The organism is Paenibacillus harenae DSM 16969 (assembly GCF_000422465.1).
GTDB classification, from domain to species: Bacteria; Bacillota; Bacilli; order Paenibacillales; family Paenibacillaceae; genus Pristimantibacillus; species Pristimantibacillus harenae.
Window position 1 is genome coordinate 277627 of sequence record NZ_KE383843.1, and the last position, 25009, is coordinate 302635.

At 45.2% G+C, this 25009-nt stretch carries 20 protein-coding genes; 3 read left to right on the top strand and 17 right to left on the bottom strand.

Annotation, left to right across the window (positions count from 1 at the left end; all coding sequences use genetic code 11):
- Nucleotides 1-145 precede the first annotated feature (145 nt).
- The 3 genes from H581_RS0120725 to H581_RS0120735 all read right to left on the bottom strand — a co-directional run bounded on the left by H581_RS0120725 (nucleotide 146) and on the right by H581_RS0120735 (nucleotide 3397).
- Nucleotides 146-1942, bottom strand: coding sequence for a glycoside hydrolase family 36 protein (locus H581_RS0120725; RefSeq protein ID WP_028611679.1), 1797 nt, complete (start codon nucleotides 1940-1942; stop codon nucleotides 146-148).
- 86 nt (nucleotides 1943-2028) lie between these two features.
- On the bottom strand, nucleotides 2029-3009 hold the full coding sequence (locus H581_RS0120730) for a Gfo/Idh/MocA family protein (RefSeq protein ID WP_028611680.1): 981 nt from the start codon (nucleotides 3007-3009) through the stop codon (nucleotides 2029-2031).
- A 25-nt stretch (nucleotides 3010-3034) separates the two neighbouring features.
- Nucleotides 3035-3397 carry a cupin domain-containing protein gene (locus H581_RS0120735; RefSeq protein ID WP_028611681.1) on the bottom strand — a complete coding sequence of 121 codons (363 nt, stop codon included), beginning with the start codon at nucleotides 3395-3397 and terminating at the stop codon, nucleotides 3035-3037.
- Between the two features lie 104 nt (nucleotides 3398-3501).
- On the opposite strand from H581_RS0120735, the gene H581_RS0120740 reads away from it, so the two are divergent.
- A complete protein-coding gene (locus H581_RS0120740; RefSeq protein ID WP_169507533.1) occupies nucleotides 3502-4242 on the top strand; it encodes a helix-turn-helix transcriptional regulator in 741 nt (246 codons plus the stop codon).
- A 237-nt stretch (nucleotides 4243-4479) separates the two neighbouring features.
- On the opposite strand, the gene H581_RS0120750 is transcribed toward H581_RS0120740, so the two are convergent.
- The 7 genes from H581_RS0120750 to H581_RS34855 all read right to left on the bottom strand — a co-directional run bounded on the left by H581_RS0120750 (nucleotide 4480) and on the right by H581_RS34855 (nucleotide 13278).
- Nucleotides 4480-4695 (bottom strand): hypothetical protein, encoded by a 216-nt coding sequence (locus H581_RS0120750; RefSeq protein WP_156889654.1) that lies wholly within the window; start codon nucleotides 4693-4695, stop codon nucleotides 4480-4482.
- A gap of 61 nt (nucleotides 4696-4756) precedes the next feature.
- Nucleotides 4757-5290, bottom strand: coding sequence for a Gfo/Idh/MocA family protein (locus H581_RS34840; protein WP_051251146.1), 534 nt, complete (start codon nucleotides 5288-5290; stop codon nucleotides 4757-4759).
- Nucleotides 5291-5410: 120 nt separating this feature from the next.
- A complete protein-coding gene (locus H581_RS34845) occupies nucleotides 5411-7246 on the bottom strand; it encodes a glycoside hydrolase family 97 protein (protein ID WP_051251148.1) in 1836 nt (611 codons plus the stop codon).
- A complete protein-coding gene (locus H581_RS34850; protein ID WP_051251150.1) occupies nucleotides 7230-9686 on the bottom strand; it encodes a glycosyl hydrolase family 95 catalytic domain-containing protein in 2457 nt (818 codons plus the stop codon). Before H581_RS34850 ends, H581_RS34845 begins: the two co-directional genes overlap by 17 nt.
- 44 nt (nucleotides 9687-9730) lie before the next feature.
- Nucleotides 9731-10600, bottom strand: a complete 870-nt coding sequence (locus tag H581_RS0120770) for a carbohydrate ABC transporter permease (protein ID WP_036719517.1) — start codon at nucleotides 10598-10600, stop codon at nucleotides 9731-9733.
- A gap of 59 nt (nucleotides 10601-10659) precedes the next feature.
- Complete coding sequence (locus H581_RS0120775) at nucleotides 10660-11541, bottom strand: ABC transporter permease (protein ID WP_028611685.1); 882 nt, start codon at nucleotides 11539-11541, stop codon at nucleotides 10660-10662.
- A gap of 162 nt (nucleotides 11542-11703) precedes the next feature.
- The gene (locus tag H581_RS34855) at nucleotides 11704-13278 is read right to left on the bottom strand and encodes an extracellular solute-binding protein (protein WP_169507534.1); all 1575 of its coding nucleotides are present in this window, start codon (nucleotides 13276-13278) and stop codon (nucleotides 11704-11706) included.
- Between the two features lie 261 nt (nucleotides 13279-13539).
- Between H581_RS34855 and H581_RS0120785 the strand changes: the two genes are divergently transcribed.
- A complete protein-coding gene (locus H581_RS0120785) occupies nucleotides 13540-15783 on the top strand; it encodes a helix-turn-helix domain-containing protein (protein WP_028611686.1) in 2244 nt (747 codons plus the stop codon).
- A 340-nt stretch (nucleotides 15784-16123) separates the two neighbouring features.
- On the opposite strand, the gene H581_RS0120795 is transcribed toward H581_RS0120785, so the two are convergent.
- From H581_RS0120795 to H581_RS0120800, 3 genes are all read right to left on the bottom strand, one after another.
- Nucleotides 16124-16669 carry a stalk domain-containing protein gene (locus H581_RS0120795; protein ID WP_084134701.1) on the bottom strand — a complete coding sequence of 182 codons (546 nt, stop codon included), beginning with the start codon at nucleotides 16667-16669 and terminating at the stop codon, nucleotides 16124-16126.
- Nucleotides 16597-16779, bottom strand: coding sequence for a stalk domain-containing protein (locus H581_RS39735; protein ID WP_084134702.1), 183 nt, complete (start codon nucleotides 16777-16779; stop codon nucleotides 16597-16599). Before H581_RS39735 ends, H581_RS0120795 begins: the two co-directional genes overlap by 73 nt.
- Nucleotides 16780-16909: 130 nt before the next feature.
- Nucleotides 16910-18100: an IS256 family transposase gene (locus H581_RS0120800; protein WP_028611688.1), complete on the bottom strand. Its 1191-nt coding sequence runs from the start codon at nucleotides 18098-18100 to the stop codon at nucleotides 16910-16912.
- Nucleotides 18101-18924: 824 nt separating this feature from the next.
- On the opposite strand from H581_RS0120800, the gene H581_RS0120810 reads away from it, so the two are divergent.
- The gene (locus tag H581_RS0120810) at nucleotides 18925-21015 is read left to right on the top strand and encodes a pectate lyase family protein (RefSeq protein WP_028611689.1); all 2091 of its coding nucleotides are present in this window, start codon (nucleotides 18925-18927) and stop codon (nucleotides 21013-21015) included.
- Between the two features lie 138 nt (nucleotides 21016-21153).
- Here the strand turns inward: H581_RS0120810 and H581_RS39505 are convergent, their stop codons facing one another.
- From H581_RS39505 to H581_RS0120825, 4 genes are all read right to left on the bottom strand, one after another.
- A complete protein-coding gene (locus H581_RS39505) occupies nucleotides 21154-21429 on the bottom strand; it encodes a DUF4177 domain-containing protein (protein ID WP_342663432.1) in 276 nt (91 codons plus the stop codon).
- Nucleotides 21430-21912: 483 nt separating this feature from the next.
- Nucleotides 21913-23130: an IS110 family RNA-guided transposase gene (locus H581_RS34860; protein ID WP_245600108.1), complete on the bottom strand. Its 1218-nt coding sequence runs from the start codon at nucleotides 23128-23130 to the stop codon at nucleotides 21913-21915.
- A gap of 322 nt (nucleotides 23131-23452) precedes the next feature.
- A complete protein-coding gene (locus tag H581_RS34865; protein ID WP_051251154.1) occupies nucleotides 23453-23932 on the bottom strand; it encodes a GNAT family N-acetyltransferase in 480 nt (159 codons plus the stop codon).
- A 245-nt stretch (nucleotides 23933-24177) separates the two neighbouring features.
- Nucleotides 24178-24996: an inositol monophosphatase family protein gene (locus H581_RS0120825; RefSeq protein WP_028611690.1), complete on the bottom strand. Its 819-nt coding sequence runs from the start codon at nucleotides 24994-24996 to the stop codon at nucleotides 24178-24180.
- Between the last annotated feature and the right edge of the window lie 13 nt (nucleotides 24997-25009).

Genomic DNA, 25009 nt, shown 5'->3' on the forward strand with positions numbered 1-25009 from the left:
CATCCCTCCATTCGAAATAAAACTAAGAAAAATGGCCGGCTGAAAAGCATAAAAAACCGCTATTTTAAGCGGTTTTTTATTCCTCCAATAGCTTGCAGGATCTCATATGAATTAACTCTCTCACTGACATAACGATCTTACGATCTTACTTATTCGCTTCGGTTTTGAAGTAAAGCACTTTGGCGCAATGCGCATCCAGGCATCTCAGTTGAACCTTATCCGTGTATACCCCGATTTCCTCATCCGTCCAAAAATCATAAAGGAGATGACTCCCCTCCAACACGAATTCGAAGTCCTTCGGTTCATTATCAAAGTTAAACACACAGATCGCCTGCCGGTTCCCCAAATCGATTCGCCCGATGATGTAGTTATTATCGTCGAAACAGGCCGCTTTGCCCGTCGGAGGAAGGAGCTTTCTTAACACATTAATATTGTTCTCCGACATGGAAGGGATCAAGTCGCCGCTAACAATCATACCGCCGGACGCTAAAATAACCGCTTTATGGAATTCAAGCTCCTGGTCAGAGATGACCGAGGTTGCACCTGCAATTTCCCCGCTTATCGTCCGGGATTTGAAGGTCACTCTCTCGAGTACGATGACGTCCGGGTCGTTGTACCACAGGGTGTCGTTTTGCCAGTTGCGACGGAACTGCTCCTTCGCATTGCCGCTCACATGTTTCCAGTCCCGTGCTATATCATTAGTAATCCGGTTGCCGTGAACAAGACCAAGCAGCGGCCAGAATGGCGCGTTACAGCCGAGAATAAAGCTGTCATGCCCGACTTCGTCGACAATGGCCTTTATACCGCGACGGAATGCCTCGATGCGGGTTGCGTTTTTATCATAACGCTTCCCCGGCAGCCCGCCGTACTGCAAGAAATCCATTTTGAAATAACGCCAGCCCCAATCGTCGTGCATCGTCTTGACGGAGGAACGCAAATAGTTCAGCGCTTCAGGATGTGTCGTATCCAGCATATACCATTGTTTGTCTGGCGATTTCTTTTTTTGTCCGATTCCGTTATTCGGTTTTCCCTCTTCGTCTTGGACCAGCCAATCCGGGTGCTCCTGAAGCAATACAGAACCGGGTTCAACGATGAACGGTGAAATATAACCGGCGGCTTCCATCCCGTTTGCGCGGATGCCGTCGCTGATCGTTTTGACATCGGTTCCGAGCGTTGGATTTGGAATTAAGAAATCGCCGTCGGCTGCAGCATATCCACCGTCAATTTGAATCCGTCGCAGCTCAGGGATACGCTGCTTCATCGCCCGCGCATTGTCGTAGAACCCTTCCGCTGTCATCGGACGCAGACAATAGTAGGAGCACCAGCCGGTCGGAATTTCCGGATAATGAAGGCGTGGATGATTCCGGTTCAGATGCCCGGCCAAATCCTCCAGCAGAAGGTTATGATCGGGACCGGAGGAAAATACGAATTCCTCCAAATCCCACGAACCGCCTGCTTCCAACGTCAAGTCTTCCATGTCCATAATCACTTCCATGTAAGAGCCTCTGAACCGAAACTCACCGGAGAACCGGTGACAAGACATGAAAGCCAGAAGCTGATGCCCCAGCTGCTCGGGTGACAGAAGCAACAAATTGTATACGGTCCATAAGTTCTTATGAAACGGCGTCCTTGGCAAACGGAAGAAATCCCAATCGGTTCCATAAGCCCCAATAGGAAAGGGAGACGTGAGCGTTCCCCCATATTGGGTTAGCATCTGATAGCCTTCTCCGTAGAAGGGAGTGTCGGGACTGTATGGTGTATTACCGGCGAACAGCACCACCTCTTTCAATTGCTTCGGCCGGTCGGAGCGGTTCACCACTCTTGCTTGTAGCAGATGATCCGTCCACGATTTTTCAACAACCAATTCATTTTCTGAAGCTGTCGTATAGTCTGAAAGTCTAACACATGAACCGAGTTTCTTTAGTTCGTCTAATGTCAACATGTTGACCTCCCTGGTACCCGCTTCATTTTTCGCTTTGTTCTCATTCTTGATTTCAGAGATGGACAAAGCTAGAACTCAAGTTGTTGTTACGTCACTCTCAACGCTTCTTCGACGGTAAGCATTATGCCTTTTCTCGACGAAACGGCTGCGGCATGCACCAAGCTTTGCGACTTCAGATAATCCCTTCCGCTTGGTCTTGGCTCACGCCGTTCCTTCAACGCAGCCAGAAATTCATCGAGCGACAACATGTCTCCTACTCCGTCGAAAGTATACACTTTATCGGATATCCCATCCCGCATAAGCGTAACGCGGTTGCTTGTTATCGTAATCGCACCTTCCGAACCTTCGAAACGCCAATCTCCATACCATTCGGTCTGTTTCCCCTTGGCCATCATGTTGCCGTGATAATCTACGACGGTTCCGCATTCAAGCTCCATCCAAGCGCATAGGTGAATCGTTGTCGTCTCCGACCAGCTTCCGGGCGGGTTGCTATTCATGGCGATCACTTTCACCGCTTCCTGACCGGTAAAATAACGGATCATATCGAAATGATGTATCGTGACATCTTCCAGCAGTCCGTTTGCCATTCGTCCGAAATAAGGAACGGGTACGACATGATAGCGGTCGAATTCGATATGCACCGATGACAATGATCCGATAGCGCCGTTGTCCAATAACTCCTTCGCCTTCAGCACTGGGGCGAAAAAACGGTAATTCTCAGAGATCATGAACGGGATGTTTCTCCTTTCAGCCTGTTCAACAATATATTGCGCATCCGTAATATCGTTCGAAATCGGCTTCTCGCAAAGCACAGGGAGGCCGTGCTTAAACGCAATCTCGTTAATCGCCGTGTGAACGTGAGGAGGCGTAACGTTAATGACGAAATTAGGACTCTCACGATTAATGGCATCTTCCAGAGAAGTATAAAACGGGGTTTCCGGATCAATCGTTTCCCGCAGCTGAACGTTCGCTTCAACTACGCATACGCTCTTCACGCCTGCATGAGCACTCAGTCTCTTGTACCACCCTGAACCGAAATTTCCTAAACCGACCAATACCGCCTTCATGTTGGACCTCCTCTTTGTCTAACCGTTAGATTTGATTTTTGTTTCGGGACGGCCCGGCATGGCACCAGACGACAACAATAGGATCATCCATGCTGGATTTTAGGTGATGATCCTCTCCCGGCTCGATAATAACGACGTCACCCGTCTTTACGGGGTAATTGTGCACCTTGTTGATTTCAACCTCGCCTTTGCCTTGAAGGATAAGGAAAGCTTCGCAATCTTCGTGCACGTGATAGTCGATGCCACCCGGACCGTCGTTCGTATGAGCGCGTGCGCCAGGCTTCTCGAAGGCAAGTCCGCCGTAGGTGAGGTACTCCCCCGGCATAATATTTTTCAGAATATGTCCTTCCGTAACATCTGCCATCTGATTGAAACGATAAGTTCTCATTAGAAACCCCTCCCATGTTATTGCTTAAATTCTTGACAAACCGCGAAAGAAATGCAATCATTCAACTTATGAAAAATCGACAAATAAGTAACGAGGTGAAGCTTATGGATATCGCATCCTTGCATTTCGGTCAGCACCGCGTTCCGGAATGGAGATGGAATGTACCCGCCGGGGGTCATCCCGGGTTTACCTTATGGAGCGTATGGGGCGGAACCGGTCATATCATGCTTGGCAAGAACGGTTACAAATTAAGTGTAGGCGATGTATTCCTTATTAATTACAAGAAAGAGGTCAATGCCTATCAAAAAGATCTTGCCATTCTTGATGTTCGCTATATTGATTTTACATTGCGAAATCCGGAAATTTTGCGTGACTTGCCTGAGCATCGGCATTTTGACCAATATCATTTTGTACTTGAGCTCTTCAATCGCTTTCGACTAGCGAAAGAAAGCAATCATTCGGCACAAATGGAAATATGGCTGCAGGCCCTTATTGCGGAATATCAGAATAAACCGCCAACACCCGCAAGTGCTTACTCGACAAAAATTGAAGAGCTGTGCCGCATGTTTCAACAACATCCCCAAAAGCAATATGACATCAGCGAACTTGCCCACAGTTTCTCTCTTACGCCGGATCACTTTATCCGAATCTTTAAACAGGAACGCGGCGTTACGCCCTACGCCTATCTGCAGCGCTGCAGACTGGAGACTGCCAAAACACTTTTGCGGATGTCCACCCTCAGTATCACGGATATCGCGAGCCATTGCGGCTTTTCTGATATTTACAACTTTTCTCGTTTTTTCCAATCCAAAACAGGATGTTCTCCCAGAAAATTCCGCAATTGAATCAGACTTTTATCGGAGTGCCCTTTTCGGCGCTCAAGTAAACCAATTCCAGCATTTGAGTAATCTTCAGTCCTTGCTACGGCGTACAAGGTACTTCCTCATCCCGAAGAATCGCATCCAGAAAGGCTTGTCGAATGTTCGGCTGCTTTACATCTACAATTTTCTCTACAGGCATCTCGCGAAGCTCTCCGTCGGTTTCCAAAAACACTTTATGGGATGCAGCGTTATCGACGCCGATTACTTTATGCAGGACAGCCCACCCTTTGGATCCATAATCCGCGTTGTAATGACTTCGTTCTCACGGTTGCCCGCCCAGGAGGCTTCCAATTCAAGCATAAGCCCGTTTTTCATAAGAAACATGGCTACGCCCATGTCTTCAAGCTCGAAATTCTGAATGCCTCTGCGCATGGCCTCGTCCTTGGAAAACTTGCAGAACGTGTTCCCAAAACCCAATCCGGCTCCGGAAATCCACAAAACCACATCGCACGGTCCAGCACATGAACGCCTAAATCGATCATTGCTCCGCCACCGCATGTTTCTTTTCCGGTTGAAAGCGGATACCACCACGGCACACCTCGTCTGGTTGCCATATTGTCCGTACATAATAGATTTCCCCGAGCATGCCTTCGTCGATTACCGATTTTAACGCTTGGCATTCAGGTTGAAACCGCTGATTGAAGTTGATCATCAATTTCTTGTTATGCGTCCGGGCAGCATCAAGCATTTCTCTCGCCTCTGCGGTATTTCTAGCCATAGGCTTCTCGCACAGCACATGCACCCCCGTTTCGATAGCACGAATGGCTAGCGGCATATGCATATGATTGGGAACGGCAAGGCTGATTGCATCCAGCTCTTCCTCTTTCAGCATTTTGTTGAAATCCGTATAGGTTTTGGAGATTTTATATTGATCGCTTACTTCGCTCAATCTCGATTCGTTCACGTCGCACAAAACAATTTCTTTAACCGAATCGCTATTGGCGTAGTCTTTGGTATGGCTTGCGCCTACAGTCAACCCGACAACGCCTACTATAAGATTTCTGCCGCTCATGCTTCTCCTCCCGTTACCCATCAATGGATTAATCATATGCTTGTCGAGCTGGAATGTACATGTCAAAATACGATTTTGATTTGTGGAAAATCGATATGATGTGCAGTCCGTCTTTTGGATTTAAATTGTTTTCTTCGTAAGTCGGATGACGCATCCGCCATTAATTTTTAAAAGGAAGTCAAGCCGATCACGGTTCGTTACGCTTTCCGTACGCATGTTCATATCGGTCGAATGCATGAACCTGTAATGATCGTTAGCGGTAATGACCTCTTCGTAAATTTCCGCCTCATAGACGGCGTCAGAATCTAGAAAATGCAGCGGGACATGCGCTGTCCTTCCCCCCGCTGCGCATATCGAACCTACATACCAATCCTGTCCGCTGCGTCTGGCCATCGTCACGAAGCGCCCCGGATAGCCTTCCAGCAGGATTGTCTGATCCCAGGCGGCCGGCACTTGCCGCAAAAACCGATTTCCAGCGCTTTCTTCATAGGCTTCGATTGAGTCTGCAAAGCACTGCATACCTGACTCGAATATTACCGACAACGCCAACTGATGGCCATGTCCGGTACGAGTCAGCCTAGAGAACGTAACAGGCGTATAGTCCATTGAACCAACGACGTTTCGCGTGAACGGTACAGTGCAGTTATGGGCCGCATTCGGTCCCTCGGCTAACGGGTTTTTCCAATATTCCGCTCCGAAAATACCTTCACGGGTAAGCACATGGGGCCAGCGCCGCTGTTCGCCCGACGGCTTGGTGGCGCCGTGATAATTAATCATCAGTTTATACTCCATGGCGATCCGGGCGATGCGGTCATAGGCTTTGATTCTCTCCTGGGAATCGCTGTCGAAGAAGTCCACCTTAATTCCGCGGGCACCCCACTCTGCCCACAAAGCCATCTTCCTTCTGGCTTCTTCCTCTTCTGCCAGCGCTTTGTAGTGGGACCATAACCAGATCCCGACTCCTTTCGTTTCCGCGTATCGAATGAGCTCCTGCGCGTTGACCGTGCTAGCCTCCGAATCCCAACCGCCGTCCACAATGGAATATTCCCAGCCCATATCCGACGCGAAATCAACAAATTCAACCTGCTTCTCATGGTCTTTCGGGGAATCGCTGTCCGGATGCCAAGACCAACAAGAACGGCCCGGCTTAACCCAAGATAAGTCCTCCACTTCCGTAGGAGGATTCAGATGAAAAATCATCGTCGACTCGACAATCGACGCAAGCTCTCCACCGATGATGGCTGCTCTCCAAGGTGTTGCGAATGGGCCGTTTGCCGAATTCGGTCCTTCTTGGTCGGAGGCGAAAGCCAAATCAAACGTACGCTTGCGCGCTCTATTTACTATTAAATGCGATGCGCAATAATCGCCGTAAACGGCTCCCTCCGTTAACAGCATCCAACCGTCTGTTCCAACCTGAAAGAGCATCGGCATCGCATAGGCCGCTTCATTCATCATTTCCGGCATGCATAGTTCATAGGTACGCTCATAACATTCCATAAACTTCGAAGCCCATATATTCACTAATTTGTCTTGCGGAAGAACAAAGCCTGTCGGTTCAGCGTTCACCTTGTGCTCTCTCGCAGCGGGTAACCGGTAGCGAAACGCAACTCCCTCATTATATACGCGGCAAACAAGCTGCAGCTCATGCCCGTTTTTGTCGAAAACAAGCGTCAATTCATTCGCTTGGTTGAAGTACAATGATTGTTTGCCATGCGGCAATGTATACGTTTCATCCACTTTGCCGGTCATGGCACTCCGGAAAGATAAGCCGTCAACAAAGCTTTCATAATCGGTCTCTATCCCTAAAGGAGACCGTTTAAGAAACGATTTTTCATTTCTTTTGACTTCATAGAAAAGCTTACCTTCTCTATTTAAAGTAACCTCGAAACGAATCCGGGAATCCAGTGATTCTAGCATCCAGCACGTTTGAGTCCCTGTTTCAACATGTAGTGTCATGATATGTCTCCTCCCTAACCAATCGTAACGTCTCGCCTTTGCCAGTCTCCAAATCAATGAGCGGTCCGCTGAATCGCTGCAGCTCATTATTTTCTCTAATACACAACAGGCTATCGTCCCACGGATTATAGATTTGCAGACGCGAACCCGCCTCGCTTATAACTTCCATCCATTCTACCCTCTCTCCGTCAAAGGCTGCGCTTACCAGGAAGCCGCCTACTGCTCTCAGCGTATGGAAAGAAGCCCGCTTTCCTTGAGGCCAATTGCAGAACAGTCTCATCACGCCATTATAGCTTTGCAACAAGCACTCGTTTATGACTGCCGGAAGCGCGAAATTCTCAAACCATATGCCCATCGGCGCCATAAAATCAAAAGGGCCCGTATCATAATAACGGCCTCCCGTCTGGAGCAGCATGTCGGTACACGTTCCATTAGGCAGCAAACAATATTCGATTTGGCGCTTAAACCGCTCAAGATCCAGAATACCGAGCCTGGCTGCCTGCAAATTATGGAATACCAATTCATTGCCGCCCTCTGTCCGAAGATTACGGAACGTCGCGCATGCTATACCATAGATCTCTTCATTGGAATGCAGTCCGTGCTCTTCTCCGGGAAAGACAGTCGCCAAGCTGTTAGGCGTGTTATAGACAATTTCGGGATCCTCGCCCGGAACTGAGACGAACACCTTCCCTTGCCCCGATTCAGTCACGGGGTAATCCGGAAACCGTAGAAGCACATCCCGAATATCGGATAACAATTGTTCATTTTCCGCCTTACATTGCAATATTTCACATGCCCGCGTAAAAGCCTGAAATACAAACTTGGTCAAGGCAAGATCCACGATGCAATCCTCGTTCTTGTCAAAGCCCGGCCGAAGACCGTACAGCTCTGGTGATACCGTCGGAAAGATGTGGAGCTTTCCATCCCCCCAGCGGTCTCCCGACGCTTCCGGCCGATTCATATAGTCAATCAAAAATAGTACGGCTTCTCTCATAGGACGGAATGCCCGATTTCGCAAAAACAGTTCATCCATCGTATAAAGAAAATGCCACCACAAGCTCTGCACCGCCCAAGGAGTCTCACAAATTTCCCATCCCCATGTCGGCAGCGGATAAGGCATCATCGACATCTCGACCGGATAAGCGGAATGGGGAAAACAAGCGCCACGAAGCTTGTAATACTCCTGTGCCCATTGCTTGCTGACAGGCAGAAGATGATCGATCATGTCCACGTAAGGCAAATGTTTATCGATATGATTGCTGGAAAAGGTCACCCAAAACGGCTGCTGCGTGTTGTAATTCATGTGGTAATCGCCGTGCCATGCCGTACCGATCGATTTGTAGCTCCAATTGGCGAACAAGCCCGGACATAAGGCGCCAGCCTTAACAGAGCAATTCAGAAAATACAAGTTCCAGTACCAGGTTCGCTCCAGCAGCGGATTTTCCAGCGATACCCCCGACTTGCTCCAATAGTCGGCAAGCAGCTGAGCGGTTTTGTTGGCCGCTTCCTCATACGCCGCTTCAATTGGTAACGGCAATTCAGGAACGATTGGAAACAAACGATCGGCAAATCCTTCATCCAGTTGAATGCAAGCCATAAATTTGTCATGCTCCCGAATACGGGCTTCGATCGAAGTTTCCTGCGAATGCGCCAGCTTGATCGGATCTTTAATGCCTTTTAGATTGCCGGCGGTTGTAAAAATGATTTCCCCAAGCGGTACGGACTTAGCCAAACGGACAGTCAATCGAAAAGCTTTATCCTTCGCCTTCTTGCGCTTCTCCGCCCAATTCTCCCCATATGGCAGCACCTGCCGATAGGATAACGAATGAGTAGCGGCCGGCAATAATTCGGGCATCGGTATGTCTCTGGTGCTCTCCGGATCCGGAATCAGTTTCATCCGATCAAAGGGAGATTGCACCCATGCACCGTTGATATCAGTCGTTCTTAGCCATAACCGGTCAATCTCTTGCTCCAGTACGATTTGCAATTTCATTATTTCACTATTTACTAGTAAATCCACCTCACACCAGCCGGTTGAAATATCCACCCGATGACCGAGAACCTCAACATGGCGCCGGTCAAATCCGAGTAAAACCGTACCGCATGGCATCGGACTTGGATAAGGCTTGCCGTAATTTTCTCTCATCTTGAATAGGTAATCTTGGAACCAGGGGTCTTCCTGCAACGATTCGTAATGATGCGGAATAGCTTTCACTTTCTCGAATATCTCTTGAAACGTACCCATACATTCCCTGTTGTTCTCCGCCAAGCGGATATCCCATACATTGTTATGGCCGAAATGAATCAGAACGGCATCAGGCCTTGTGGTAACGACGGCCCCTAAACCTCCATTGCCTAATAGCGCGCCCTGGAAAAAATCCGGTGACGGCTTCCGCCTTTCTATCGGATGTTTGGCGGCGATTGCTACGGCATCCAACATGTCTTCACACTCCGGTTATTTTTGGATTATTCCGATATTTCGTTTTACTCTTTTACCGATCCTAGCGTCATGCCGTGAACAAAATATTTTTGAAGGAACGGATACACTGCAATAATCGGAATGGTGGCAAATACCAAGACTGCCATTTTTAGCGTATCCGGATTATAAGGCAGTCCTGTCTTGTTAATCCCGCTAATTATGTTTTCCGTATCGGAAATATATTCTCTCATTTTGACTTGCAGCGGATATAAATCACTGCTGCGAATAAAGAGAACGGCATGATAGAATACGTTCCAATAGGTTACCGCGTAGAATAACCCTACGGTTGCAAGCGCCGGCTTGGACAAAGGCAGCACGATATTCCACATCGCCCTGAAATCGCTGCAGCCGTCTATTTTTGCCGCCTCCTGAATTTCATTGGACAATTGGATGAAGAAAGTACGCAAAATAATTAAATTAAACGCACTGATACCGGACGGAATGATCATTGCCCACACGGTGTCGAGCAGCCCCAAGTTTTTGATCGTCAAGAAATAAGGGATCATTGGCGGTTGAAAAATCATCGTGAAAATAATACCTAGAACAACCGGTTTGCGGATCATAAACTCCGGCCTCGATAAAGAATAAGCGAGCATCACTGTTGTCAACATGCTGAATGCCGTTCCGGCAACCGTAACGAAGACGTTTACACCCATCGATCTCCACAAGTCAGACTTGCTTAACAAATATTTGTAGGACTCCATCGTAAAATCTACAGGCCAGAACGTTACTTTATTGGCACTGACCGCCCAAGGCATGCTAAATGATATGGCTATTACATTAATAAAAGGCAAAATCATCGTAAATGCGGCCAACGTTAATAGAATATGGTTTGAGTAGCTGGCAGCGATTTCCCCAATTGATCGGTTCTTCATGTCAAATCTAGAACTCCCTTCATGCGACAAGCTTATATCGAACCCCATGTGGCATTGGGTTAGAACAGGCTCTCACCCGTCGATTTTCTGGAAATATAGTTGCCAACCCATAACATCGCAAATCCGACCAACGATTTAAACAAACCGACAGCAGTCGTTACGCTGTAATTTCCTTCTAACACGCCTGCCCGGAACACATAGGTGTCCAAAATATCGCCGACAGAGAATGTCAGCGGGGTTAGAAACACGTAGATTTGCTCGAATCCGAGCTCGAGGAAGTTACCGATCCTGAGCAATAACAAAATCATAATCGTAGGAAGCAAAGATGGCAGCGTAATGCTAGTTAATTGCCGCCATTTCCCGGCTCCGTCAACGGTTGCTGCTTCATATAAGCTCGGATTAATGCCGGTCAACGCGGCAAGATATATAATCGCGCTCCAGCCTACTTCCTTCCAGATGGAAGATAACACCACGATCGATCTGAAATATTCCGGCTTCTGCATATATAAAATCGGTTCGCCGCCAAATTGTTGTAACAAAACATTGACTATTCCATCCAAAGAAAGCAATTCAAAAATAATTCCGCCAATGATGACCCATGAGATAAAATGAGGCAAATAAAACAAAGTCTGCAGTGATCGTTTAAACCATTTCTTTCGTACTTCATTTAACATCAATGCCAATATGACCGGAGCCGGAAAACCAAAGATAAGCTGATACAAACTGATTAGCAGCGTATTCCGAAGCACATTGACCAAATTGGAATACGTAAAGATATATTCGAAATGCTTGAATCCTACCCAAGGACTGTCCCATATTCCGTTGAAAATTTGAAAATCCTGAAAAGCAATAACCGAGCCGAGAACCGGTACATAACGAAACAGGAGAAACCATAGCAGGCCTGGAAAAGCCATAGCATAGAGGATCCAATGCTTTCTCATATTTTTTCCCAGTCTGATTGTCCAACTTAACCCGGATTCGGCTCGCGCAGTTACAGTAGTTATACTTGTTGACAATGCGCAACCTCCTTAATAAAGAAAGCGGCTATCCAATTGGTTTAATATAGCCGCTTATAAATGATTTTCATTGTCATGCCTATAACATTATTTATTAGACTTTTGATACCATTCGTTTACTTTTTTCGAAACTTCATCGCCACCGGATTTTTTCCATGTTTCCACATACTCGTCGAACTTCTCGATCGGAAGCTCTCCGGTTATGAATTTGGCGGCATATTCCTGGTAAATCTTATGAGAACCAATATCTCCGAAGCCATTGTAAACGGAATTTGGCATCCCGTCGCTTGCAATAAACTGGGAGAACGGTCTTGCCGTATCCCACATCTGTTGAATGACATGGGTGAACTCGCCATGAAGCAACTCGGACGTTTTCACGAAAAACTCCGTGTCATAATACGACAATGCGCTCATCGTGCCATTGCCGCGCAACGTCATCTTCTCCTGAGTGTCCTTCTCAGGCAAATATTTTATTTTGCCGTCTTCCTTCACCCAAGTGTCGTTCTCCAGCCCGTAGATCATAAACGTTTCCGCCTCTTCGCTATACCACCAATCCAAATATTTCAAGATCGTTGGCGCTTGTTCGGCAGCCGATTTCGGAATCATATAGTCAATGAAAGCAAGCGGCTTCTGGGAAATGAAACCATCATAGCCGTCAACCTTCGGTAGCGGCGCTCCGACGAGCTCGGCGTTCGGATTCACCTTTTTAAGATTATCTATTACCGTGTTGGCCTGGTAAGGAATGTGGAACCATACGCCGACCTTGTCGCTCTGGATCTTTGCGTTCCAGGTATCGCTTTTGTTCAGAAAAGTTTCATTATCGAGCAGCTTCTCTTTATAGAGCATGTTTAAGAAGGCCAGTGCCTCTTTCATATTAGGCGTAATTCCGGCATACATCATTTGACCGTCCACGACCTGCCATTCCGGATAACCTTCAAACATGGCAATCCCATACATGCCGAACATCGAATCCATCCAACGCGCGCCTTCCCGTCCGCTTGTCGGCAGTTCGTCTTTCTGGCCGTTCTGATTCGGGTCTTTATCCCGGAAAGCCTTTAGCACCTCGACATACTCCTCCAATGTCGTTGGTACTTCCATTCCGACGTTTTCCAGCCAGTCTTTTCTCATAATGATGGATCGTCCCGGCATATCGCTGTCATACTTCGGAATGTAATAAATTTTGCCGTCATCTGACGCGGCTCTAACTTTGTTCCATACCTCTTCAGGAAACTTCTTCCACAGATTCGGGGCATATTCCTGAAGCAGCTCGTCCAGCGCCAAAGCTCCACCCTGCGTGATTAGCGTTTGATCGATCGTTCCGGCTGGTCTGAACAATTCGGGAATATCGCCGGATGCAATAATGGTTTGCAAACGCTGCGTATAATCATTCCAAGGGAATGTCTCAAGCTTCGCGTCAATTCCCGTTTTACTTATTACATAATCATAGTAGGGATCTTGCTTGGGGAGCTCAATCGAGATCGGCGCTTTCAAAAACCGGAACGATTCAACCTTTTCCCCTTGTTTGTTCGCAGCCGCTTCCCCGGTTTGATTTCCGGGCTCATTCACTGGCGGTTCGCTGGTCTTGCCGCAACCGATAAGCAATCCTGTTAATAAAACAATAGCCATACCGACACTTTGAACGTTTCTAACTATTCTTTTCAAGTGCATACCCCTTTCAGAACAAGTTTGAATGTTTGCTGCTCCTTCATGCTAAGATGGATCTGTCCCGCAAGCAATCTTCCATTTATCAATTTCCATGCATATATCAAAAAAACAGCGGTAAATCTCGTGTTTTTGCAAATTTGTTGATCATTTCATTTTAAGTATATAGCCGCTTTTAATCTCCTTCCGATTATTCATTGCATAGCTCGCGATGGGGTTGCTATACTAAACACACCTTTACAAATGGATGTGAACCATTGAATGAACCGAATCCGGTTTTGGACAAAATACAGCCTGGCCAATACCCACACGCGGCTGGCCATTCTTTTAACGCTTACTATATTCGTAACGGTCACTGCCACAGGTCTGATCTCATACAATGTTTCCAAAAATGTTTTGAAAAGCGAAATCAATCAGCCCGAGATGCAATCATTGATGATCAATCAAGACCAAATCGAGAATTTGATTAAAAAAGCCGATCGCATTGCCATTGAAATTCTATTTAACCAATTCACAAATGACTTTCTAAAAAGCGAGAACGTATCTTATTCCAACACGACAAACCTGATCGCATATTTGAGTTCGTTTAAGGTTTCAGAAAATTATAAATCCATCTATGTTTACGATATTCCAAACCAAAAAATTGTAAGCAGCAATGGGGGGTTCGTCTCTGATCCTGCGTATCTTAGCGATACCAGTTGGCTTCATGATACGGAAACAGTCGATAATATGGCCATCGTGAACGGACAAACGGATTCCGGTTCCAGTCGCGTAACCTTATATAGGTCCATTGTCATCAATGGGAAAAAAGCAGGCATGGTCATCATCGATCTGAAGCCCGACGTTTTGTTTGCCGGCTTGCGCCCGCAGTTGTCCGATTCCGTTCAGAAGAGCTTGGTGATCACGGATGATAAGCAAAATTTGGTTTATGCGTTTTCGGCTCCGCATACAAATTCGGGTTCTATTCATTCCATTCTTTCTCAAATCGGGCAACAGGGGTATGCCGAAAAAAACATTGATGGCCAAAAGATGATGTTTTTTCACTTAACATCTCCATATACCGGATGGAAATATGTTTCGTATATTCCTTCCGATCAATTGCTCGAAAATATGGGCATCATCCGTACCATTGTATGGACGTTATCTTTGTTATTTGTTGCAATCGGTATCATTTCCATTGTTTATTATAACCATAAAGCATTTAAACCTTTGAAACGTATGCAGCAGCTTCTTGGTAAATATAAAAAAGATTATATGAAAGCCGATTTATTGGACATTGAGAAGTTTGCTTCCAAAATGATTGAGGATCACTCCCTGATGACCAGACAAATTCGGGAAAGCGTGCCTGAATCCAGAAAGCGGTTAATTGAAAGTATCTTCTTTAGGAAAATCAGCCTTTCTGAAATGCGTCATCGATGGGAGCTCCATTTTCCGGATTGGAATAAAGACTTTTTTATTGCGGCAAATATGAATATTGACCAGTATGGTGAGTGGTCGAAGCACCTTGGGGATAGCGATGTCCGGTTATTTAAATTTGCCATGCAAAACATGTCCGAGGAGATGCTGTCCAAGACTTATCATCTAGTTATTATGGAAAACGTTGAAGAAGGATTTATAATACTGCTGCAACCAATGCACGAAGAGCATGAGACTTTGGAGACAACGATCGAACATTTAAATAAATTACGGTCGGAGATTCAACGGTTATTGAAGCTATCCGTAACCATTGGCATAAGTCATCCGATTTCCGATTATGCGAAGCTACATGTTGGATACCGCCAATCGCTCAGCGCGGTTCAATGCCGTTTTTTTGCAGGTTACGGCCAAGTTCATCTCTTTGCAGACTATGTTTATGAAGAACCAGGCAGCTTGAATGACCGTTGGTCCGACGAAATCCTTGCTCAACTTGGGGCCGGTAAGCTCAATGCTGCACAATCGGAGATTTCTGAGCTATTTAATATGATCTCTTCGCGCAAATATTCGCCTTCCGAATCACTCGGCGTCTTGGAACATGTCCAATTGAAACTTGAGCAGCTTGCTATTAGAAATGGGGATGACGGGTATGCGATGTATCCTGGTCTGTCAACGATGCATGCGGATGATATTCGCCAACACTTCCTTTGCCTTCTGGATAATATTAACCGGGGAATTGAACAAAAATTAACGAGTAAACCGTCCGTTATGGTAAGCAAAATGGTTGATTATATGGAGCGGCACTATAAAGACAATATTGGAGTCAAAGAAATTGCCGATTCCGTTGGAGCCAGCATATACTCCGCCAATCAATGGTTCAAACAGGAAAGCAGTCAAACGGTATTTGACTACCTCACGAAAATGCGCTTGGAGAAAGCGAAGTGCCTCCTTGAGACTACGGATTATAAAGTGTTTGAAATTGCCCTGATGGTCGGTTATCAGAATGAGAACAGCTTTATCCGCGCATTTCGAAACTATACAAAAATAACTCCCGGTAAGTACCGAGAGCTTGGTTCGTTTGAACAAAGATGAAGCGTAGAGTCAATAAGCTGTGGAGGCTTCTTGTATGATGGATCCATCTTACGCGAATGGATGACCTGCCTTTTCAAAATGTCCCCAAATCTCCCGAGGCGGCACTTAAGTCTCGCCGACTTCATACGCCATTTTTCAACGAGGTCTGAATCTCCCGGGGAAAAGAGAACAACTGCAGCACGTGCACGCCGATATCATGGTTCGGATCAACCATTCCAAAGGCATCCCAATTGCTAAAGTTTCATCATACCGTGGATCTCCAACTGTCATTCCCGATACATCAATAAACGTTTTTACCTCGCCATCGAACGCAGAGGCAGAAGTATTGGAGAATATGGGCTCAGAAAAGCTTATGTTTTTGATCCAATCTACCCACGGGAAGATAATACTCGTAAGTTTTATTAGAATCAATTTTGGTAATTAACCTAAGGTCAGATCTATCACTATTCGTTTCTCCTTTTGTACCCTCTTCAATTACATTCGAGTTATTGACCAGTACTAATAAATGGTCTTGAAGCTCTGCTTGTTGATACACGTATTCAGAACTATTATAGATTTTTATTTTTAATAATTCATTCCCATCTTTTATACCATACGAAATATTCAAAGGGATAATATTTGTATTAAATTGAGAATCTACATGTTGCTCATTATTCGTTTTCGCTAATGGTCCCTTTTGAAAAAATTTCTCATAATTCATTGATACTACTTTATTTTCTTTATCCCAATTTATAGAGATTCCTAAACCATCTGCTACCCATTTTGCCGGTATCATTATAGTTCCACTTTTGTTTGTAATAGACGTATCTAATTTTACATTTTTCCCGTTAATAATAGCCTCCTTCTTGTTAAGAGTAGAGTAGCTATGACAGTTAATTCTGGTGATTTCAAAGTAACTATTTTTGTAGTGTTATTCCATTTAATTTCTCCATCGAGAACATCTGAGAAAACTCGCAATGGAACTAATGTTCTATTATTAGTATCAATATAAGGCATTGTTCCTTTTGAATAGATAAGAAATGCACCATTGAGTTTTAATTTTAGGGTATTATTTTGCAGTGATTCTACTGAAAGGTCAAGTCCATATTTGTGTGTAAAATCATCTCATCCAGTTTTCTTAAATAACTTAACGGGTCTTACACCACTCATGGTACGTGCTCATATCCATGTATCGGCGGTTCGCCTCCCAATGTTCTTCAATCTCGATCAGGACGGAGCCGATCAAACGTACAACAGAATCACGGTTAGGAAAAATGCGAATGACGCGTTCACGTCGACGAATCTCGCTGTTTAAGCGCTCAATACCGTTAGATGTCCGTAAACGTACCCGGTACTCTTCGGGGTAAACGAGGACCGCTGTGCCGTCATCGAAGCCATTCTCGAGTGTATCCATCGCCTTCGGTGCTTTTTCCTGAAAAGCAGCTAATGTCTCCTGCAAGCATTTCCTGGCGACGTCTACGTTCGGTGCTTCAAAGATGGAGCGAACCATCCCCTTGATGCTTGTCTGAAGGGACTTAGGGGCAGCATCCATTATGTTTTTCATGAAATGCGTTTGGCACCATTGCCACGTAACACCTTGAAAGTGTTGACGAATCGCATTGACCAGACCACCATGCGTGTCACTCGTGATACAATCGACGCCGTGCAGGCCGCGTTGTTTCAACTGGGTGAAAAAAGAGCCCCAGCTTGCTTCGGACTCCGTATCGCCTACCATAAGCCCAAGGATCTCACGGTTGCCGTCCTTGTTTATGCCGTAGCCAATAAAGACACCTCGGGAGCGTATTCGGCCGTCTTCACGCACTTTCACATACATCGCATCTACTGTCATAAAAGGATAAGCCATTTCGTGCAATGGGCGGGTGTTCCACTTCTCAACGATCGGATCAAGTTGCTTGCACAGATCGTTTACGGTGGATTTTGAAAATTCTCTACCGCAGAGTTCTTCTGTAACACGGGCTACTTTGCGTGTAGAAACCCCGTTAATGACTAGTTCCATCAAGGTAAGTACAAGCGCTTGTTCGCTCCGTTGGTAACGTTTGAAGAGCTCCGTCGAAAACTTACCGTCCCTGAACCTTGGAATTTGCAAGGTAATGCTACCCACTCGTGTTGTTAGGTTTCGGGAATAGCTTCCATTCCGTAACCCTTGTCTTTCTGGCGTACGCTCGTATTCCGAAGCTGCTAATTGCTCAGACGCCTGCGCCTTCAACACTTGATTCAAAACCGTCTCAAGCAGAGCGGCAACACCGGCATCACGATTTTCTCCGATAAAAAGTTGGTTTAAAAATTGATGATCTAGTGTAACCTGATATTGAGCCATGAATAAATACTCTCCTCTGGAATGGTCTAGGCAACTCTTCTAGATGAGTATTTACTTCATGGCTTACTTTTTATGAAGTTTATCATTTTACACAATTATATGGACTCAGCTTACTGAAATACTTGTAAGTGGTATTAATAAACATAAAAACGCAAAAAAAATCATTAAAAATTTTTTTCATATAAATACCTCCCGTTTACTTTGAAAATAACGAGCTTTTGGGTGCATGCGTTTATCTGCTAAGTGTAGTCGATCTCGCCAACTGGGTTAAGGCCAATGCGTCGCAGGCCACTTCCTGATCTTCCCGCATCTTGCGGTATGCATACCAAAGACTGTGGTTAAATTCACTAAATTTAACAATTCCAACTCATTACCCCTAAATTTCGTTTGATCAATATAAACATCGGTTTCTTTGACCCCAGAGCTTGGAACAGTTTCAGCATTTGTTTCTTCATTAATTTGTTCATTTGCCTGTTGCTCAGAACCCTCTTCATTCGTGCTATGAAAATCTCCTCTAATGATTATTGTAATAAAAAAAGATTACTGATGTGATTAAACCTTGTAAACATAGCCTCCTATATCCTAAAGTTAAAGAATAACAAAATGATTATTGCTGTACTCACAAAATTACGATATAACGGAACTTGCACGCTGAGGAAAAAAGGAGGTGTGGCAAAGTCACAGATAACGCTGTTTAGAATGTACAATATTCCCATTGAGAAGGGAGGAACTCAAAACACGATAAAAGTAAGCGGTTCTTCATTAATGTTTTCGCCTAGCAGCACCGACTCCGTTCCGACAGACCATTAACTAGGAGGCAATTCATGAATACTATCCAATTAGGAAAAAAGTTTAAGCTCTACACGGCGGTTAGCTTGTGCTTAACCCTCATCATTTCACTATTCATGATGTATCCAGCCAGTGCTGCAACTCTAATGAGCAGCAATTTTAACAACGGCCAGTTCACCGGGTGGACACCTACAAGCGGCAATTGGTCTGTCGTACAGGACAACGGCAATTATGTGTATTATCAATCGGGTACTAGCGAAGGCCGCACATCCGCGGGTAATCAATCATGGACCGACTATAGCGTCGAAGCAGACGTAAAGGTGGAGAACTTCAACGGCTCTAACCGCACATATATAACTGGAAGATACGAGGACGGGAACAATTTCTATGCGGCATCTCTGTATAACAGCAGCGGAGGAACATTGGAGCTTCGCAAAAAAGTAGGAGGTTCTACGACGACCCTGGCCAGCAAATCGAATTATGGCCTTGCAGCCGGAACTTGGTACACAGTCAAATTGGAAATGAGCGGTTCCACTATTAAAATGTACGTCAACGGGAACCTTGAGCTAACAGCTGCTGACAGCAGCTTAACCTCGGGAGCAGTCGGACTGATTGCTTACAAAACCGTCGCCAAATTTGATAACGTTGTCGTATCCGACAGCGAACCATCACCAAGTCCGACACTATCTCCAGATCCGACGCCAACTCCATCACCAGAACCGACACCAACACCAGATCCGTCGCCAACATCATCGCCAGAACCGACACTGACGCCAACACCCATTCCTGGCGCATTAAGCGAATACAGGCTAACGGGTTTTGCCGAAGGGAACACGGGTGGCGGCAGCATTGCGGAGACGGATTCCCGCTACAAAAAGGTATACAATGCAACCGATCTTGCACTAGCGGTAAAGAAAGGCTCTGGGATAAAAGTAATCGAGATTATGAACGATCTCGATTTGGGTTGGAATGAAATTCCGGAGTCAGCTAAGATCACGTCCATCGTTGCACACAACAGCCCCCTTACCCATCCTGTACTTAAGACGACGGGGGTCAGTAAAATTTACATCGATAGCTTCAATGGTTTGACGATCTTCTCGGCCAACGGCTCAAAGATTAAGCACGCAGCATTTGTCATCAAATATAGCTCCAACTTGATCATCCGAAATTTGGAATTTGATGAACTATGGGAGTGGGACGAAGCGACTAAAGGCAATTACGACAAGAATGATTGGGATTTCATTACCATTGAAGGTGCCAGCAACAAAGTTTGGATCGACCACTGTACCTTTAACAAAGCCTATGATGGTGTTCTCGACGTGAAAAAAGGAAGCAACGGTGTCACGGTTTCCTGGTCTGCTTTTAGAGCAGATGACCAAAGCTCGAATAGTTGGGTAACCCAGCAAGTTAATGCCATGGAATCTAACCTGTCCGCTTATCCGATGTACGCCTATTTAAGAAGCAGTGCCGTCGGATTAAGTAAATCCGATATCATCGCGATCGCCGCAGGACAGAAGAAAGGACATCTTGTTGGGTCAACGGAGTTCGCTTCCGACAATCCCAATCTTGAAGTCACGCTGCACCACAACTACTATCAAGATATACAAGACCGTATGCCTCGCCTCCGAGGAGGGAATGTGCATGCCTATAACATCGTAATGGATAGTGCTGGAGGATGGGCAGCTAAGAAGAAAATTACATCAGAAATGGAAAACGCAATGTCTTCAAAGGGTTATAAGTTCGGAGTAACGAGCAATGGAGCCATTTCCACGGAGGACGGCGCCGTACTCGTTGAGAAATCGCAGATCATCGGCGTACAGTACCCGATGCGCAACAATCAAGCCGATCCTGCGGATGCAAGCTATACAGGAAAAATTAAAGCTTTGGATACGATCTACTCCTTGAATGGCAGCACGTTTAGAGGAAACAGCGATACTGCAAATAGTCCGCTGGCACCTGTTCCCGCTCCGGTTAAAGCATTCTCATGGAATGGATTTTCCTCATTGCCTTACAATTATACAGCAGACGATCCTTCCACATTAAAAGCGAGACTTACAGCTTCTAACGGATCGGGAGCCGGAAAGCTTAGCATGTCTAAGGAAAACTGGCTGTTAACGAATTATTAATGATCTAAACAATCGCAAAAGAGTTGTACCCTAGCACTTCGCTGCGTATGGGTACAACTCACTCTTTTCTTAACGCCGAATACAATTAACGATGCTTTCAGTAATTAAACGGACTAATGCTGCTTATTTTTCTTACGACTACGAAAAAAACGGTCGACCGGTAAGTTCTGGTGACTTCATAATATGAACGAACAGGATAGTCCCCCCCCCATCGCGCTGCCTTTTACTTTCAAAAATAATTTCATAATCTGTAGGTTTTCCATGACCAATACAATGTGTCGGTAAAACCTGCACTATTCTCCAACCGTCTTTCGCATGTTCATCTATTGTGTTTCGATGTGTGCGGATGAGAAGAATCCACCTAATGAGGTCTCTACATATATGTACTCGTACTAGCTTAGCTCCACCATTCACTCAGTTGAGTTCTGGTCAATTAACGTTTCAATTATCCTGCCAGTTAGCGTAACGAAGGGCTGCCACGCGGCAGCCCTTTCGTTGTTCAACTATCGTACCCGTCCCTCGGTTTTAGGGTTTATCTCACATATACTCACTCATTCGCAGGATTTCATCACCATGGAATAGTAATGATAATGGGGGAAGCATGGGCCGAGCGCTGTCAGTCCAGTATTAAGGCATGCGGGAACAGAGGAATCGCGTTAGTCATTCCCTTTTGTTTCACTCTACTGCACGCAAACTCCACATTTGCCCTGGTGTTTACCATCCCATGGCTCGACGGGTCTATGCCCTTACATTCCATCGTCATACTTATCCAAGGTGTGGAGACCGATAGCGTTTAGCGGATGGGTCTATGCCCTTTTCGGGTACGAACTCGGTCCTCCGGTGCTTTCTTTGTTCGAAATCCTGCGAATGAGTCAATATACGTGATGAGGCATTACCTTAAGCTGCTTGTGAAACGAGATATACAAGTTTGAAGACAGATTGTTGCTTTTTCATGTGCTTTACTTGAACATTGTGCTGATGTAATTCTTGAAAGATCGGATTAATTCCGATGAGTTGAATGGTCGCTAAGTACAGATATTTCCTTAGACTGGAATCTCCTCGTTTGGAGATGATGATCTGTCCTTTCCTTTTCCCCGATGTACTTTCTGCGAGATTCAGACCGGCTTTGCGCAGTAACTGACGCCCATGTTCATACTGTCTAAGGTCACCTGCACCTGCTAAGATGGCCGCGACGAAGATCGGACCAAGGCCCTTAATGGAACGTAGCTGAACGGCCATCGGAATCTCCTCTAGCATTACGTGGAGTTGCTTTTCGATGTCTGCTAACATATCCGTAATTCGTTCGAACTCAGCGATTAGACGTACAAAATCTTGCTTTGCTTCGGTTAAAGCTGTAACGTCTCCTATACTCCGCTTAGCATTTGCAATGAGCTCAGCAGCCTTTTGTGTGCCTGTAGAACCGCCTGCCCGCTGCATATGTTTTCTCCATACCGCAATGATCTCCGGTATTGACCGTCCTACAAGATCCTGAGGCGTAGGTAACTCCTTCAGTGTGGCCATCGAACGTTTGCAGGTCCAATCCTTAAAAACCGAACTGTACTCCGGAAAGCGGATATCCAGCCACCGAATGATGCGATTTTGTAACCGAACACTATTTGCAACCCAAAATTCTCGATCACTCATCAGGGTTCGCAACCGCTGAAACACGTGGGGCTGTTTCGTATGTTCATAGTAGTAGCCTCGGCTTACTACATCTGCAATGACAAGTGCATCTTTTGGGTCACTCTTCGATTGGCAATTGTCACGGTTTTCTTTATTGCGCTTAGTCGTTGCTGGATTGACTAAGACGACTTGCAATCCTTTATGTGTAAGCCAGTTGGCCAAGTTCCACCAATAATGCCCTGTCGGCTCCATGCCAATGATTATATTGGTTAAACGGTGCTTTTGCTTGATGGCTGCCATCCAACGTTGAAACTTTTCAAAGCCCTCAATGTTGTTGCTAAACGATAGATGCCGATTCGTCAGCATGATTCCACGATAATTCGTTACCTGTGCTACATGTGTTTCCTTGGCCATGTCGATCCCTACAACAAGATGTGAGGTCGTCATTCGTTCGATCCGTTGATTTTGTACTTCTGATTGTTTAAACTTCATGATAAGAGCGCCTCCTTGATGGTGTTGGGTAATTAACCCTTGGACAAACCCATCATACCGAGGCGCTCCTTTTTTGACAAAGGCCATTTCTTAGCCTTAACAGGAATGGTTTAGCGTAAACGAAAACCTTATATTAAATCCGTCGTATATTTTCTATGTGGTACAGTTGCTCTCGATAAAATCAATTCAATTCCTGTATAGTCGGTGTTGTGTAAATCAGTTATACAACAGTGTTTTTCTTTCTAACAAATTGGTCAATTTGTAACGTTCGTTATCGTTTAAACCAACTATTAGTTTAAAAGAAGAACTTCTTACAATCCCATTATGAAGTTTTCAAGTCCTTATGCCAACATTCAGTTACTAATAATTGATTCGAAAGAAACTGCTCTTTATTATCAATGATATTGAATCCATACTTTGAGTATAGTTCTCTTGCACGAGTAAGTTTATTATTAGTCCATAGAGTAATAGTTTCATATTTTTTTTCAATGCAAAAATTAATTGCTTTCTCCAGCAGTTTTTTACCATAACCCTGACCAGTTAATTCGGGTTCTACTAAGTACCATCTTAATTGAGCTTCTGAGTCATTCATATGGCTAATAGCAATTGAACCTTTCAATCGTTGATTCACTTCAACAAACCATAAATTGTCCTTTTCTTTATTGAAATTTTCAATAAATTGTTCTACACCTTCTCTAATAAATTTTTTAAAGCTAAGGTCAAAGTTATGTTCCTTATTGTAGTAAGAATAGTGGGATTGAATGATATATTCTTCTTCCCCAAACACAAATGTCCTAATCATAAATAATCCCTTTCTAGTAAAGTGGCATACCATTTAATATTAACAAAATTTTCGATTAAGCAAAGAACTTCTCCGGTATCCTGCCAGTTACTTCAATAAAGACAAACAGATCGCCGTACAGCGATCCGTTCAAATTAAGTATTGTTTTGTTCCCATTAGCGTAATAACTGTTGATTCATTAATTTTAAAGCGGAATTAATGCTGTTAATGATGATGCTTGTCCTTTGAACCCGTCCAAAAGAACGTTATCCAAGACCCAAAGTACCTATAATTTCCTCATGCACCTCCGGCGGCGCAGCCACAACGCCCCCATGATACACCCAACCGATTTCCCTGCCTTGTAGATCGGAAAACTTGCATCCAAGCTCCTCTAATATGACTCGCGAAGCCGCGTAATCCCAAGCCTTCACATTGTACTGGACATATGCGCCCAGCTTCCGCAACGCAATGTCGCATAATTCCATCGTAGTCGCTCCGTAAAACCGGATCCCCCTTGCCTTGGAAATGAGCGCTTTAAACTCGGACCATTCTTCCGTTCTATGCCATGGCAGCGTAATGGCGATCAGTTCATTTTCCAGCTTAAGCCGGTCTGGAAGCCGGCTCAGCCTGCGGTTGTTAACAAAGGCGCCTTTGCCCTTAAAGGCACGAAACAATTTGTCGCCCATCACATCATAAACAATCCCGAATACAGCCCGATTCGCTGTACATAGCGCAACGGAAACTGCAAATTCCTGATTTCGGTTGATCATATTCGAGGTTCCGTCGATGGGATCGATGATCCACAAATACTCGCTCGAAGAAGTTCGGTTATTTATGTTTTCCTCACCCATAATGGAGTGATCGGGAAAACTCTTCGTTATCTTTTCCACCAACCAGCCTTCCACTTTCCGATCCACTTCGGTTACCAAATCCGAATGGCTGGTTTTAGCTTGAAATGCGAGTTGGTCCGTGTTTATTATTCCCTTGATCAAATTTCCCGCATCCATTACCCAATCAATCGCTTGTTCAAATACTTGCAACTCGAACACTTCTCTGTCACTTGTTGCGCTGAATTCAAGCTCCATACGACTTTCCATC

Coding starts and splice junctions, on each gene's coding strand:
- H581_RS34860 (WP_245600108.1), bottom strand. CDS start 23,130: ATGAAGTTTAAACAATCAGAAGTACAAAATCAACGGATCGAACGAATG.
- H581_RS34865 (WP_051251154.1), bottom strand. CDS start 23,932: ATGATTAGGACATTTGTGTTTGGGGAAGAAGAATATATCATTCAATCC.
- H581_RS0120740 (WP_169507533.1), top strand. CDS start 3,502: ATGGATATCGCATCCTTGCATTTCGGTCAGCACCGCGTTCCGGAATGG.
- H581_RS34840 (WP_051251146.1), bottom strand. CDS start 5,290: ATGAGCGGCAGAAATCTTATAGTAGGCGTTGTCGGGTTGACTGTAGGC.
- H581_RS0120825 (WP_028611690.1), bottom strand. CDS start 24,996: ATGGAGCTTGAATTCAGCGCAACAAGTGACAGAGAAGTGTTCGAGTTG.
- H581_RS0120730 (WP_028611680.1), bottom strand. CDS start 3,009: ATGAAGGCGGTATTGGTCGGTTTAGGAAATTTCGGTTCAGGGTGGTAC.
- H581_RS34845 (WP_051251148.1), bottom strand. CDS start 7,246: ATGACACTACATGTTGAAACAGGGACTCAAACGTGCTGGATGCTAGAA.
- H581_RS0120800 (WP_028611688.1), bottom strand. CDS start 18,100: ATGGCTCAATATCAGGTTACACTAGATCATCAATTTTTAAACCAACTT.
- H581_RS0120775 (WP_028611685.1), bottom strand. CDS start 11,541: ATGAGAAAGCATTGGATCCTCTATGCTATGGCTTTTCCAGGCCTGCTA.
- H581_RS0120735 (WP_028611681.1), bottom strand. CDS start 3,397: ATGAGAACTTATCGTTTCAATCAGATGGCAGATGTTACGGAAGGACAT.
- H581_RS0120770 (WP_036719517.1), bottom strand. CDS start 10,600: ATGAAGAACCGATCAATTGGGGAAATCGCTGCCAGCTACTCAAACCAT.
- H581_RS34850 (WP_051251150.1), bottom strand. CDS start 9,686: ATGTTGGATGCCGTAGCAATCGCCGCCAAACATCCGATAGAAAGGCGG.
- H581_RS0120810 (WP_028611689.1), top strand. CDS start 18,925: ATGAATACTATCCAATTAGGAAAAAAGTTTAAGCTCTACACGGCGGTT.
- H581_RS0120725 (WP_028611679.1), bottom strand. CDS start 1,942: ATGTTGACATTAGACGAACTAAAGAAACTCGGTTCATGTGTTAGACTT.
- H581_RS0120785 (WP_028611686.1), top strand. CDS start 13,540: ATGAACCGAATCCGGTTTTGGACAAAATACAGCCTGGCCAATACCCAC.
- H581_RS39735 (WP_084134702.1), bottom strand. CDS start 16,779: ATGCCTTATATTGATACTAATAATAGAACATTAGTTCCATTGCGAGTT.